This window comes from Chitinophaga ginsengisegetis (assembly GCF_900168065.1).
In the GTDB taxonomy this organism is placed as follows: Bacteria; Bacteroidota; Bacteroidia; order Chitinophagales; family Chitinophagaceae; genus Chitinophaga; species Chitinophaga ginsengisegetis.
Map to the genome: position 1 here is coordinate 463,411 of NZ_FUZZ01000003.1, position 12,253 is coordinate 475,663.

Annotated in this window: 11 protein-coding genes; 10 read left to right on the top strand and 1 reads right to left on the bottom strand. The window is 46.8% G+C overall.

What is annotated here, in order from left to right; genetic code table 11:
- Positions 1 to 100: 100 nt before the first annotated feature.
- Positions 101 to 1,507, bottom strand: a complete 1,407-nt coding sequence (locus tag B5Z18_RS20550) for a TlpA family protein disulfide reductase (RefSeq protein WP_079471374.1) — start codon at positions 1,505 to 1,507, stop codon at positions 101 to 103.
- Positions 1,508 to 1,582: 75 nt separating this feature from the next.
- Between B5Z18_RS20550 and rlmD the strand changes: the two genes are divergently transcribed.
- From rlmD to B5Z18_RS20600, 10 genes are all read left to right on the top strand, one after another.
- Positions 1,583 to 3,043, top strand: a complete 1,461-nt coding sequence (rlmD, locus tag B5Z18_RS20555) for a 23S rRNA (uracil(1939)-C(5))-methyltransferase RlmD (protein WP_079471375.1) — start codon at positions 1,583 to 1,585, stop codon at positions 3,041 to 3,043.
- A 5-nt stretch (positions 3,044 to 3,048) separates the two neighbouring features.
- A complete protein-coding gene (locus tag B5Z18_RS20560; RefSeq protein ID WP_079471376.1) occupies positions 3,049 to 3,876 on the top strand; it encodes a rhomboid family intramembrane serine protease in 828 nt (275 codons plus the stop codon).
- A gap of 47 nt (positions 3,877 to 3,923) precedes the next feature.
- A complete protein-coding gene (locus B5Z18_RS20565) occupies positions 3,924 to 4,859 on the top strand; it encodes a rhomboid family intramembrane serine protease (protein WP_079471377.1) in 936 nt (311 codons plus the stop codon).
- A gap of 123 nt (positions 4,860 to 4,982) precedes the next feature.
- Positions 4,983 to 6,080: an endonuclease/exonuclease/phosphatase family protein gene (locus tag B5Z18_RS20570; protein ID WP_079471378.1), complete on the top strand. Its 1,098-nt coding sequence runs from the start codon at positions 4,983 to 4,985 to the stop codon at positions 6,078 to 6,080.
- A gap of 109 nt (positions 6,081 to 6,189) precedes the next feature.
- The gene (locus B5Z18_RS20575) at positions 6,190 to 7,251 is read left to right on the top strand and encodes an endonuclease/exonuclease/phosphatase family protein (RefSeq protein WP_143313652.1); all 1,062 of its coding nucleotides are present in this window, start codon (positions 6,190 to 6,192) and stop codon (positions 7,249 to 7,251) included.
- Between the two features lie 143 nt (positions 7,252 to 7,394).
- A complete protein-coding gene (cysS, locus tag B5Z18_RS20580; RefSeq protein WP_079471775.1) occupies positions 7,395 to 8,894 on the top strand; it encodes a cysteine--tRNA ligase in 1,500 nt (499 codons plus the stop codon).
- 20 nt (positions 8,895 to 8,914) lie between these two features.
- On the top strand, positions 8,915 to 9,907 hold the full coding sequence (locus B5Z18_RS20585; RefSeq protein WP_079471380.1) for a M28 family peptidase: 993 nt from the start codon (positions 8,915 to 8,917) through the stop codon (positions 9,905 to 9,907).
- 61 nt (positions 9,908 to 9,968) lie between these two features.
- Complete coding sequence (locus tag B5Z18_RS20590) at positions 9,969 to 10,610, top strand: DNA-3-methyladenine glycosylase family protein (RefSeq protein WP_079471381.1); 642 nt, start codon at positions 9,969 to 9,971, stop codon at positions 10,608 to 10,610.
- Positions 10,611 to 10,651: 41 nt separating this feature from the next.
- A complete protein-coding gene (locus B5Z18_RS20595) occupies positions 10,652 to 11,269 on the top strand; it encodes an alpha-ketoglutarate-dependent dioxygenase AlkB family protein (RefSeq protein WP_079471382.1) in 618 nt (205 codons plus the stop codon).
- 15 nt (positions 11,270 to 11,284) lie between these two features.
- Complete coding sequence (locus B5Z18_RS20600) at positions 11,285 to 12,187, top strand: SIR2 family protein (RefSeq protein WP_079471383.1); 903 nt, start codon at positions 11,285 to 11,287, stop codon at positions 12,185 to 12,187.
- Positions 12,188 to 12,253: the final 66 nt, after the last annotated feature.

A 12,253-nucleotide genomic window follows, 5' to 3' on the forward strand; every position in this document is an offset into this window, starting at 1 on the left:
CACAAAGCCAAAGACTATGCCAAAGGAATGTTAAAATCTATCAACTATTTGATTTTCAATATATATCGAGGCGCATATTCTACGTTCTACACCCCTGTTTCTACAACTTAGCCGCAGCGTCTTTTGGGGTAACCCGGTCCAGAAACTCCTGTAATTGCTCCACTCCCAGTCTTTTTGCCACAATTTTTTTCTTTTCATCCAGTAAATAAACCATGGGGGTGCTGTAAACATCGTACAACCTGCGGTAATTCGTTTCACCTTGTGGATCTGAGCCGTGTATCCATCCATTCAGATGATGTTCGTGAATGAATTGCAGCCATTCCTCACGGGTACCTTCCGTTTTAATGCCGATCATAGCCACTCCTTTCCTCTTCCAGCTTGCATTCCAGGCAGAATCCAAACGGGGGATCTCTGTTTTACAGTGTCCGCAGGTGGGGTCCCAAAAAACAAGCACTGTGAATTTCGCGGGAGTTTTATACAGGGAAAGCGACCTGGCGGCGGTATCTTTATACTGCAGCGGAGCGGCCTGGCGGCCAATCAGGTTAGGCGCCATCGTATATGCCCTGTCTACAATTTTATTGAGTTGTTCGTCATTCAGCCAGAACGCTTCCCCGGGAACGTAATATTTTTCCACAAGGTGTACAAAAACTGCATCCATACCCATATAAGGCGAGCTCTCGTAATTATAGGTAAGCCACCACAACACAAACTTGAAAACCTCTTTGCTTTTGCGGGTACGGGCAATCATAGCATCGCAGTCCACAATAATAGAATCGGGATGTACCGGTACAAGTTGGGTAAAATATTTCTTCAGTTTCCCTTCCAGGACAGGCGTTCTTACCAGGCGATCGCTTGCAAGATCAACCTCATCCCAGTAATGATCTTTAAAATAATGATAGGCAAATAAAGAATCTGCTCCTGCCGGTGGTGGCGGTACTACCGGTTCTTTCATGGCCAGGAAGATGGTGCTGAGAATATTGCCGGGATGTTGGGCAATAAAGCCTGTCCTGAATTCCTGGATTTTCTTTCCAAGTTCCTGTTGCAAGGGCTGTACCTTGGCAGAATCTGCGGCTGTGCGGGCCGTTTGCAGCTGTTGCTGGATACTGCGGCTCAATGTTTCCTGCTGGAAAAGAAATTTATTGTAGGCCAGGAACCCATCGTTATCGGGGCTGCCTTTGTATACCGTTTTATTAACAAGATCGCTGGTGTCGATGGCTACGCTGAAAACCTGTTGCTTATCTATCAGGGTTTCAATATACTGCTGTTTACCGGGCAGTACCAGCAGGTAAATGCCTGGCAGCAGTTTTTCTTTGCCTTTCAGTACCACTTCTCCCGCAGGACTTACTTCTGCAGAGTCGGCCAGGTAGGTGGATCTGCCCATGTAATGAGCCAGGAAAAACTTCCCGCCGGTAAAGTTTTTCAGCTTTACAGAAATCTGGTAACCCTGCGCCTGCAGGCTGAATTGCACCAGGAGGGCCGCTATCAGTAATGAAAAAAGTTTACGCATAATATTTGAAAGCAATATGTAAATGTAAGCGGAAAAAAGTGAAAAAGGAAAGAGGTGTGCTGAGTGGTAATTCGTATGAATTACGATGCAGGATTCAGCATTTCAATTACCTTTGCAGCCGTGAGGAAAAAAAACGTTGTTTTAGAAAATGTACCGGTTACTGCTTATGCGGCAGAAGGTAAAGCCCTGGCCCGTCATGACGGGAAAGTGATATTTATTGAAGGCGGAGTAGTGCCTGGCGATGTGGTGGATGTTCGTCTTGGTAAAAACAAAAAAGACTGGGCAGAAGGGAAAGTGGTTCACTTTCACAGCTATTCGGATAAAAGAGTAACTCCTTTTTGCCAGCACTTTGGCACCTGCGGGGGATGCAAATGGCAAATGCTGCCTTATGCCCTGCAGCTGGAGTACAAACAACAACAGGTGGCCGACCACCTGCAACGCATTGGAAAGTTGGCGCTGCCGCCAATGGAACCGATCCTGGGCAGCGCTCATACTGAACATTACCGCAATAAACTGGAGTTTACCTTCAGCAACAAGGCATATCTTACTAATGAAGAGATCAGGGCCAATGATGGCGAAATACCTGTAAGACCCGCGCTGGGCTTCCATGTACCAAAGCTGTTCGATAAAGTACTGAATATAGATACCTGCTACCTGATGCAGGAGCCCGTAAACCTGATCCGCAACACCATCCGTGAATATGCAGTTTCCCACGATCTCACATTTTATGATATCCGTGCACAACAGGGATGGCTGCGTAACCTGGTGATCCGCCTTTGTACTACCGGGGAAATTATGGTAAACCTGGTGATCCATCATGAAGACAAGCCCAACAGGATTGCCCTGCTGGATCATTTGCTGAAAACGGTGCCGGCCATTACCACAGTGCTGTATACCATTAATCCGAAAGGAAACGATACCATCTTCGACCTGGAACCGAAGATTTATTTTGGTAAAGGATATGCAGAAGAAAAACTGGAGGATTTTGTTTTTAAGATAGGTCCCAAGTCATTTTTCCAGACGAATACTTACCAGGGAGAAGTATTGTACAAGGTAACAAGGGATTTTGCAGGATTAACCGGATCCGAGATCGTATATGACCTATATTGCGGTACCGGCAGCATCGGCATCTTTGTTTCGCGCAATGCCCGCAAAGTGGTGGGTATTGAGCTGATAAAGGAAGCCATAGATGATGCAAAGGAAAATGCCGCCCGTAATAATGTGGATAATGCCACCTTTTTTGCAGGCGATGTAGTGGATATTTGTAATAATGAGTTTTTTGCACAACATGGTCAGCCGGATGTGATCATTACTGATCCCCCACGGGCAGGCATGCACGAAAAACTGGTGAATAAACTGCTGGAGATCGGCGCCCCCAGGATTGTATATGTTAGTTGTAACCCCGCTACACAGGCCAGGGATCTGGCTTTGCTGGATTCGCTCTATACAGTGGAAAAGGTACAGCCGGTAGATATGTTCCCGCACACCCATCACATCGAAAATGTGGTGTTGTTGAAAAAAAGAGATAATAACTAGCAACAATGAACGAGTACAGGCCCGGAAAATTTCAGTACCTGCCGATGGTGATCAAAAATCTGATGATCATTAATGGTTTGGTTTGGTTAGTGCAGGTTACGCTGCTGAGCAAATTTGATTATGATCTGAGTCGTTTGTTTGCCCTCCACTACTGGGGCTCCGAACTATTCAAACCACATCAGTTCATTACGCATCTGTTCCTGCACGATCCGAAGAACATATTGCATGTGCTCTTCAATATGTTTACCCTGTGGATGTTTGGCGCTACCCTGGAAAACCTTTGGGGCCCCAAGCGTTTCCTCATTTTTTATATAATATGCGGTTTGGGCGCAGCCCTGTGTCACATGGGCGTACTCACTTATGAAAATGTGAGCCTTAACCGGTATGCCGCGCAATTCCTGAATGATCCCAGTTTCTCCAATTTTGTGGCGCTGGATAATAAGTTCGACATCGGCAACCTGGCCAACTTTAACATGGAAAGCCTGAAAAGTGCATTGGCGGCCCGCGATCCTGCGGCTATGGAAATGGCAAGCCTTTATGTTAAAAACTACGTTAACTATTACCGGAATGGCGCCACACTGGGCGCATCCGGTGCAGTATATGGCATCCTGTTCGCATTTGGGTACCTGTTCCCCAACCGGTACCTGTACTTCTTTGCGATGATCCCCATCAGGGCCAAATTTGTGGTAGGCTTCATGATCCTGGGGGAACTGTATTCCGGTATCCAGAATTCTGCGGGCGATAATGTGGCCCACTTTGCCCATCTCGGCGGCGCACTCTTTGCTTACCTGCTGCTGAGAGGATGGAGTAAGAAGAGAACAGATTTTTATTAAGACAACTGTATTATTGACGTATTTTTGTATTGAAAAATATTTGTACCATGCATGCGTTGGAAAAAGAGAAATTGCCCCGCCTCTCTTTAGGAGAAGGAAGAAATATGGTGACACACCTGATGGTCGTTAATCTTACGATTTTCGTTTTCCTGTTTTTTACGCTTGTAATATACCAGATGGAACAGGTGGGTGAACCCCGGTTTCACCAGGATATTATGACCTGGCTGAGGCTTCCGGCAGATCCATCCAAATTACTGACCCGTCCCTGGACGCTGGTCACCTCCTTATTTACACACATCAGCTTCTGGCAGATCTTCTCCAATATGGTGTGGCTGTGGTGCTTTGGCACCTTCATGCAACACCTGGCAGGCTACCAGCGGATTTTACCGTTATATCTCTTCGGAGGTCTCTGTGGTAATCTTATGTATGTGGCGGCTATGCAGCTGATCCCGTCTTTTCATGCACTCGCTGCCAATGAATATACACTGGGCGCTGCCGGCAGTATTATGGCAATAGCTGTTGGCGTTACCACTATCGCTCCGCGCTACCGCATATTCCCTTTACTGGCAGGAGGTATTTCCCTCTGGATCATCACCCTGGTTTTTGTAGCGCTTTCTGTTGGAGCATTAATGGCGTCCTCCAGCTACGGATACACCTACATCCCGGTACTGGCAGGCGGTGCACTGGCAGGCTGGCTTTATATGTACCAGTGGAAAAAAGGCAGGGATATGGGCGCAGGCTTCAACAAACTGGCCTTTAAACTCACCCATGTATTTCACCCGGCATCACAACGCATTAACCCGGATGATTTTAAAAGAAAGAATACTTCCCAGCCGGATGCAGAACAACAACCGTACAGACGCATTGGCAAAGTGCCGGAGCAGAAACTGAACGAAATCCTTGATAAGATCAACGAAAACGGTTTGGCGTCCCTTTCTGCAGAAGAAAGAGACACGCTGTTAAGAGCAAGTAAAACAGAATAAAAGTATTACGGATTAGAAAATACTTTCACTAATAACAGGGAAGATGCAGGCACTATAAGACCGCGCGCATCTTCCCTTTTTTTTGTACTTTGAAAATATTAATTCGTAATTGCTTGTCCCCCTATGCTGAAAATCATTGTACGCCGTACCTTGCTCTGGAGTAACATTTGTTTGGTGGCGGCCCTTCTCCTCAGTACCTTTCTTCCCGGTATCAACCCGGGTAAATGCTGGCCCGCCGGCTTTTCCGGATTCTTCTTTCCCGTTCTCTTCCCGCTTTGTTTTTTATATACCTGCGTATGGGCATGGTATAAAAAACGGAAATATGTGCTGATGAATATAATGGCTATACTCTGTGCAGTGCCCGCAGCATTAACTACCTGGGGCGTTCACATCTTCCGGAAAAATATAATCAGCAAGGAAACCAACAGCAGGCAGTTTACGCTCATGACCTATAATACCAGCAGTATGGGTTTAGAGAGATATGTAACGGATAAGGACAAGGAAGCGGCGATCTACAACGCCATTGCGTCCGGCAGCCCGGACATTCTTTGTATGCAGGAGTTTTACACCAACGATACACCCGGTAAGGATCAGCATATGCAACGCATCAAATCCGCCGGGAACTACCCGTATCATTACTTCACCGGCGACAAAATCCACTGGGAAAGCTGGCATTACGGCATTGTGCTGTTTTCCCGTTATCCTGTGATCGCTGCCTCGGCAATCCCCTGCGGGGAAAGCGAAACGGGCAGCGGCAGCACTTTCCTCCGGGCAGATATTGCCATAAAAGGAGATACTATCCGGGTGTTTGCTGTTCACCTCATTTCGTATATGTTTAAAGGTGAGGATTATGAAAACATGAAAGCACCGAAAGGAACCGGCCTGGTTTATAAAATGAGGAGCACTTTCCGGACAAGATCCGCACAGGCGCTTCAACTGGCAGCGCTGGTTGCCGAAAGCCCTTATCCTGCCATTGTTTGCGGCGATTTCAATGACACGCCTGTTTCGTTCACCTATAAAACCATCAGCCGCAATATGCAGGATGCATTCCTCAAAACCGGTGTGGGCTGGGGTCGCACACTCTCCTATTTGTCGCCTTCACTGCGGATCGACTACATCCTGGCACAGCCCCCGCTGACCGTCCACGCAAGTAAGGTTTTTCATCCCCGGCCATCAGAGCATTTCCCGGTTATGGCCTGTCTTTCGTTGAAAAAAAACTAACTTTAGTACTTCAACAAAGTATGACGCGGTGCGCTTTTTAAGACTATTTACGAAAGGATTTTTTCTGATCATCAATTTCGCCGTGGTATTACTTTTCCTGGCAGCCTGTATGGCACCATATATTTCACCGGCCTGGTTCTGGCCTATCAGTTTTATTACGCTGGCGTTCCCGTTCCTGTTGGCGCTATTAGTGGTATTCCTGATCGGGTGGCTGTTCTTTAATTATCGCTATACCCTGCTATCCCTGATCGCGCTGCTGCTTGGCTGGAAATCTATCAGCGCGTTTGTGGCCTTTAAAATGCCCGCCGGGAATAAAGTGGCCACCACTGGCAATACCCTTACCGTAATGAGCTACAATGTAAGCCAGTTTGGACTATACCGCGAAAGAGACAGTAAATACAACCGGCAGGCCATGTTTGCCATGATCAAAAAACAGGAGCTGGATATCGCCTGCTTCCAGGATTTTTATACCTCCGAAAAGAAAAACGACTTTAATAACCGCGAGGATATTTCCCGCGAAATGGAATTGCCTTACCGCTACTTTTCCAGCGATTTTAACCGCGACGGCATGCAGCACTGGGGATCTATCATCTATTCCCGTTTTCCCATTATAGCATCCGATAAAGTGAAAATGAGCGTGGGCCCCAGAAGCGAAAGCCTTATTTATGCTGATATCGTAAAAAACCGGGATACCCTGCGGATCATTAATATGCACCTGGAATCCTATCGCTTCAACGAAAAAGATTATTCCGCCATCCGGAAGATCAAAAACCAGGAAGACACCGGGCTGAAGGCTACCAAAAGCATTATCCAGAAAATGCGGGAGGCGTATATCCGCCGCAGTCAACAAGCCGATATTGTAGGCAATTTTATCCGGCAAAGTCCATATCCTGTGATCGTTTGTGGCGACTTTAACGATACCCCGGCGTCCTACACCTACTTTACCATTAAAGGCGATCTCCAGGACGCTTTTCTGCAAAAAGGTTTCGGAATTGGCCGTACTTTTACAGGGCTTGCACCTACCTTGCGTATTGACTATGTTTTTGTCAGTAACCATTTTAAGGTAAACAGCTTCCGGAAAATTAACTCAGACCTGTCTGACCATTATCCTGTAATTACCAATCTTAGCCTGATCGGTAGCGGAAAAACAGTAGTAGAAGTAAATAAATAACTGTAACCAATTATGAAAATGTATAATATTTTTAGGGCTGACCGATGTTGTTGCCTGCTTGTACCAGGAAAACAATTTTTATCTTTGCCATCCATCAACAAAAAATAAGATGTCAGCTATATGGCATCTGTCATTTACAGCATATGTCAGAACTAAGGATATATAATTCATTACACCGTCAGAAAGAAGTATTTACACCTTTACACCCGGGCCACGTTGGTATGTATGTGTGCGGACCCACCGTATCCGGCGAATCACACCTCGGCCACGCCCGCCCCTATATTACATTTGATGTAGTATTCCGCTATTTAAAATACCTGGGATATAAAGTACGTTATGTTCGCAATATTACCGACGCCGGCCACTTTGAAGAAGAAGGCCGCGCGGCGGAAGATAAAATTTCCAAATTTGCCGTACTCGAAAAGCTGGAGCCAATGGAACTGGTACAGAAATACACCAATCTGTACCACTGGGCCATGCTGCAGTTCGGCAACCTTGAACCAAGCATAGAACCTACTGCCACCGGGCATATCATTGAGCAGATTGAAATGATCAAAACGATCATGGAAAAAGGCTACGCATATGAAGTAGACGGCAGCGTGTATTTCGATGTTAAGAAATATGCCGCCAACTACGACTACGGTATCCTCAGCGGCCGCGTACTGGAAGATATGCTGGAAACCACCAGGGAACTGGAAGGCCAGGATGATAAACATAACAAAGCAGATTTTGCCCTCTGGAAAAAAGCACCACCAGAACATATTATGCGCTGGCCCAGCCCGTGGGGCGAAGGTTTCCCGGGATGGCATATTGAGTGCTCTGCCATGAGCGCTAAATACCTGGGCGCCCAGTTCGATATTCACGGTGGCGGCATGGACCTCCAGTTTCCACACCACGAATGCGAAATTGCACAAAGCGAAATTGCACATGGCGATATGATGGCCCGTTACTGGATGCACAATAACATGATCACCATCAACGGCCGTAAAATGGGTAAGTCTTATGGCAACACCATCAAGCTTACCGAAATGTTCACCGGTGAAAACCCGCAGCTGGAAAAGGCATACAGCCCCATGACCATCCGCTTTTTTGTGTTGCAAACACACTATCGCGGTACCCTGGATTTCTCCAATGAGGCCCTGCAGGCCACGGAAAAAGGACTCCAGCGCTTATGGGCAGCTTATGAAACACTGCAGAAGCTGACGTATACCGCAGCCAACGGCCAGGGCATCAATGAAGAACTGGATAAACAGGTACGTCAGTGGTGCCTGGAATGCCCGGAATTCATGAACGACGATTTCAATACAGCGAAAGTACTGGCCAACCTGTTTGAACTTACACCGGTGATCAACTCACTGAAAGGCGGACAGATAAAAATGCACGAAATCAGTGAAGATACTTTCCAACTGTTACAACAAACCTGGAAAACCTATCTGGTGGATATTCTCGGCATACAACAGGAATCCATCGCCGGGGAAGATAATAAACTGGATGGCGTATTACAAATGCTGATTGAAATGCGGAAGGAAGCCAAAAGCCGCAAGGACTATGCAACCTCCGATAAAATCCGTAACGAATTATTGTCTGTAGGCATTCAGCTGAAAGATGAAAAAGACGGTACCGTTTCCTACAGTCTTCAATAAAATAAATATTCCGGAAGATAATGCGTAAAGCTCTTATTACACTGACAGCGCTGGCCTTACTGGCCGGCGCCTGCCAGCAGAATAGTCAGACAACCGATAACACCACCGACAGTACCGGCGACAGCAAAGTGGCGAAAGTGGATGTACCCGTACCTGTTTTCCAGGCAGATTCTGCATATGCGTACACCGCACGCCAGGTAAGTTTCGGCCCGAGGATACCTAATACGCCCGCACAGGAGAAATGTGCCGGCTGGCTGATCAGCAACTTCCGCAATTGGGCGGATACCGTGTATGTACAGCGCACTACTGTTACCGGGCCGAAAAACGAAAAACTGCCCTGTATCAATATCATCGCCAGTTTCAACCCCGCGGCCAAACAGCGCGTTTTGCTGCTGGCACACTGGGATACCCGTCCCTGGGCGGATGAAGATGCCTTTGATAAAACAAAGAAGCTGGACGGTGCAGACGATGGCGCCAGCGGCGTAGCCGTATTGATGGAAGCCGCCCGGCAGTTCCACAAACAAAAACCGGAAACCGGCATAGACATTCTGCTCGTAGACGTGGAAGACTACGGCGCTAAAAATGATGAAAACTCATTTTGTCTTGGTACCCAGTACTGGGCTAAAAACCCGCATATTCCCGGCTACAAAGCAAACTACGGGATCCTCCTGGACATGGTGGGTGGACGCGGCACCCAGTTCTACATGGAAGGCTCCTCCAAACAATACGCAGGCGCACAGATGAAAATGTTCTGGGATGTAGCCAACAAACTCGGCTATTCTGATATATTCCGTTATGAAAATAACGGCGCATTTATCACGGATGATCATATCGCGGTAAATACCATCGCGAATATCCCGACATTCGATATCATTGCGTTACAGTCGAACAACGACTTTGCCCCTCACTGGCATACACAAAACGACAATATGGATGTGATTGACCGGAAAACGTTGCAGACAGTAGGACAAACACTGTTGCAGGTAATCTATACACAGCCGTTTAGTTATTAATAAATTCACTGGAGCTCCGGGGTGAAGGATGATGTGACGTATTAACTTTAAAAAACAGTTTATGCCCAGGTCTAAAAGCACCCCGGACGCTGTTCCGGTACATTATGTGGCCCATCTCAGCAAGGATAAAAAGCTACAGCAAATTATCACCGGCCCGTTAACGGAGCTGACTATACGAAAAAATATCTGCCTGAAACTGATTGGCTCTATTATGAGTCAGCAGCTATCCACCAAAGTGGCAGATGTGATCTATTCCCGGTTTCTTGACCTCTATGGCCGCCGGGAGCCAACAGCGCAGCAAATACTGGATACCCCGCCGTTAACGCTTCGTGGTATTGGTTTATCCAATGCTAAGGTTACCTACGTGCAAAATGTGGCGGCATTCGTTATCGCCGAAAAACTGACCGACAGCAAGCTGAAAAAAATGAGCAACGACGAAGTGATTGCCTACCTCACACAAATCAAGGGTGTGGGCCGCTGGACAGTGGAAATGCTGCTGATGTTTCACCTGTGCCGCGAAGATGTATTTGCAATGGACGACTGGGGCTTACAACAGGCCATGATCAAGCTTTACAAACTGGACCCGGAAGATAAAAGAGCATTCCGGAATAAACTGGTTAAAATCTCTGAAAAATGGGCGCCTTACCGTACACATGCCTGCCGCTACCTTTGGTCGTGGAAAGATAATACCCCGGACAAATAACTTGACATATACAGTGCGTAGCACGGTTGTAAATTTGTGTTATGAGTGTGCAGGGAAGTTTTTTCAATGAAGAGGATGCCGGGAAGATTTCATTACTGAATGGAGAGCTGGCTTACTATCCGCAGTTTTTTAACCTGTCGGAAAGCAACCATTTCATGCAGGTCCTGCAGGACACTATTACCTGGAAACAGGAATCCATGAAAATATACGGCAAAGAGGTATTATTTCCACGTTTAATGGCCTGGTATGGCGATGCTGCCAGCTCCTATAGATTCTCCGGAAATATCTTTTCCCCGGAAGCATGGACAGCCGAATTACAACAGATACGTGACCGCATTACACCGGTGAGTGGCCAGGCGTTCAACAGTGTGTTACTGAACCTTTACCGCAATGGTAACGACTCCATGGGCTGGCATGCAGATGATGAGCCGGAACTTGGGCGTAACCCGGTAATTGCCTCAGTAAATTTTGGCGCTACACGTCGTTTCCAGCTACGCTATAAAAGTGATCATCAACGGAAATACGAACTATCACTGCAACACGGCTCCCTGCTCGTTATGAAAGGGCCACTACAGGAATACTGGGAACACCAGGTTCCCAAAACCACTAAAATATCACACGGAAGAATTAACCTCACCTTCCGGTTTATCCACCCTTAAAAGACGGCATATACTATGAAAAACCTTGTATTATTAATCGGAAATGACATCAACAACATCTCCCGCGGTCAAAGCTGGAAAGACCTGCTGCAGGACATTATCACCTTTTGCCACGCCGGAGATTGCGTGGAACTGGACGATAAAAAACCATTCCCGCTCCTGTATGAAGAAATCTTTTTAACCGCCAGCAAAAATCACCGGATAAGAGAAAAAGATCTCAAATCATTCATCGCTATCAAAGCAGCAGAAATAAAAGCTAACCCGCTGCACAGCGCCATCCGGGAGCTGAAGCCGGCACACATCCTCACTACCAACTATGAATTTACGCTGGAAGGACAGATACCATTGGAGAACACCAGTATCATCAAGGAAAAGTTTTACAGCATTTTCAGGAGATATGAAGTAGATGATATCCAATACTGGCATATTCATGGCGATTGTCTCAACCCCATGAGTATCAACCTGGGATTTGAACACTATGGCGGCCAGTTACAACTGATGCGCAACTACGTGGTGAGCGGTACCGTGTATTCTTCCAAAGAAGTACCCAAGCCTTCGCTGCTACGGCGTATTCATGCCAGGGAAGTGTATTTTCACTCCTGGATAGATCTCTTCTTTACAGATGATATCCACATCTTTGGCCTGTCGCTCGATTTTGTGGAAACGGATCTCTGGTGGCTGCTCACGTACAGGGCAAGGCAAAAGTTTCATCATAAAAATGTGCCGGTCCCCAATCACATCTTCTACTATATTCCGGAAGAATATGTGGCAGCATCTAAATTTAAACTGGACCTGCTCACCGCGAATGATGTAACTATTGTAAGCCTTCCCGGCAAAGATAAACTGGGCTACTACGAATCTATTATCAAACAAATCGGGAAGGCCCGTCAAACTGTCCACCATAGCAGTACCAGGTAATACCAGCGCCTAAAAGTGAGACTGGCAGCGTTTTTGCAAAATATGGAGCAATCCTTCAAAAGAGAC

Bases quoted from the DNA above. Each gene is read 5' to 3' on its own strand.
- B5Z18_RS20550 (WP_079471374.1), bottom strand. From the start codon at position 1,507: ATGCGTAAACTTTTTTCATTACTGATAGCGGCCCTCCTGGTGCAATTC.
- rlmD (WP_079471375.1), top strand. From the start codon at position 1,583: ATGAATTACGATGCAGGATTCAGCATTTCAATTACCTTTGCAGCCGTG.
- B5Z18_RS20560 (WP_079471376.1), top strand. From the start codon at position 3,049: ATGAACGAGTACAGGCCCGGAAAATTTCAGTACCTGCCGATGGTGATC.
- B5Z18_RS20565 (WP_079471377.1), top strand. From the start codon at position 3,924: ATGCATGCGTTGGAAAAAGAGAAATTGCCCCGCCTCTCTTTAGGAGAA.
- B5Z18_RS20570 (WP_079471378.1), top strand. From the start codon at position 4,983: ATGCTGAAAATCATTGTACGCCGTACCTTGCTCTGGAGTAACATTTGT.
- B5Z18_RS20575 (WP_143313652.1), top strand. From the start codon at position 6,190: ATGGCACCATATATTTCACCGGCCTGGTTCTGGCCTATCAGTTTTATT.
- cysS (WP_079471775.1), top strand. From the start codon at position 7,395: ATGTCAGAACTAAGGATATATAATTCATTACACCGTCAGAAAGAAGTA.
- B5Z18_RS20585 (WP_079471380.1), top strand. From the start codon at position 8,915: ATGCGTAAAGCTCTTATTACACTGACAGCGCTGGCCTTACTGGCCGGC.
- B5Z18_RS20590 (WP_079471381.1), top strand. From the start codon at position 9,969: ATGCCCAGGTCTAAAAGCACCCCGGACGCTGTTCCGGTACATTATGTG.
- B5Z18_RS20595 (WP_079471382.1), top strand. From the start codon at position 10,652: ATGAGTGTGCAGGGAAGTTTTTTCAATGAAGAGGATGCCGGGAAGATT.
- B5Z18_RS20600 (WP_079471383.1), top strand. From the start codon at position 11,285: ATGAAAAACCTTGTATTATTAATCGGAAATGACATCAACAACATCTCC.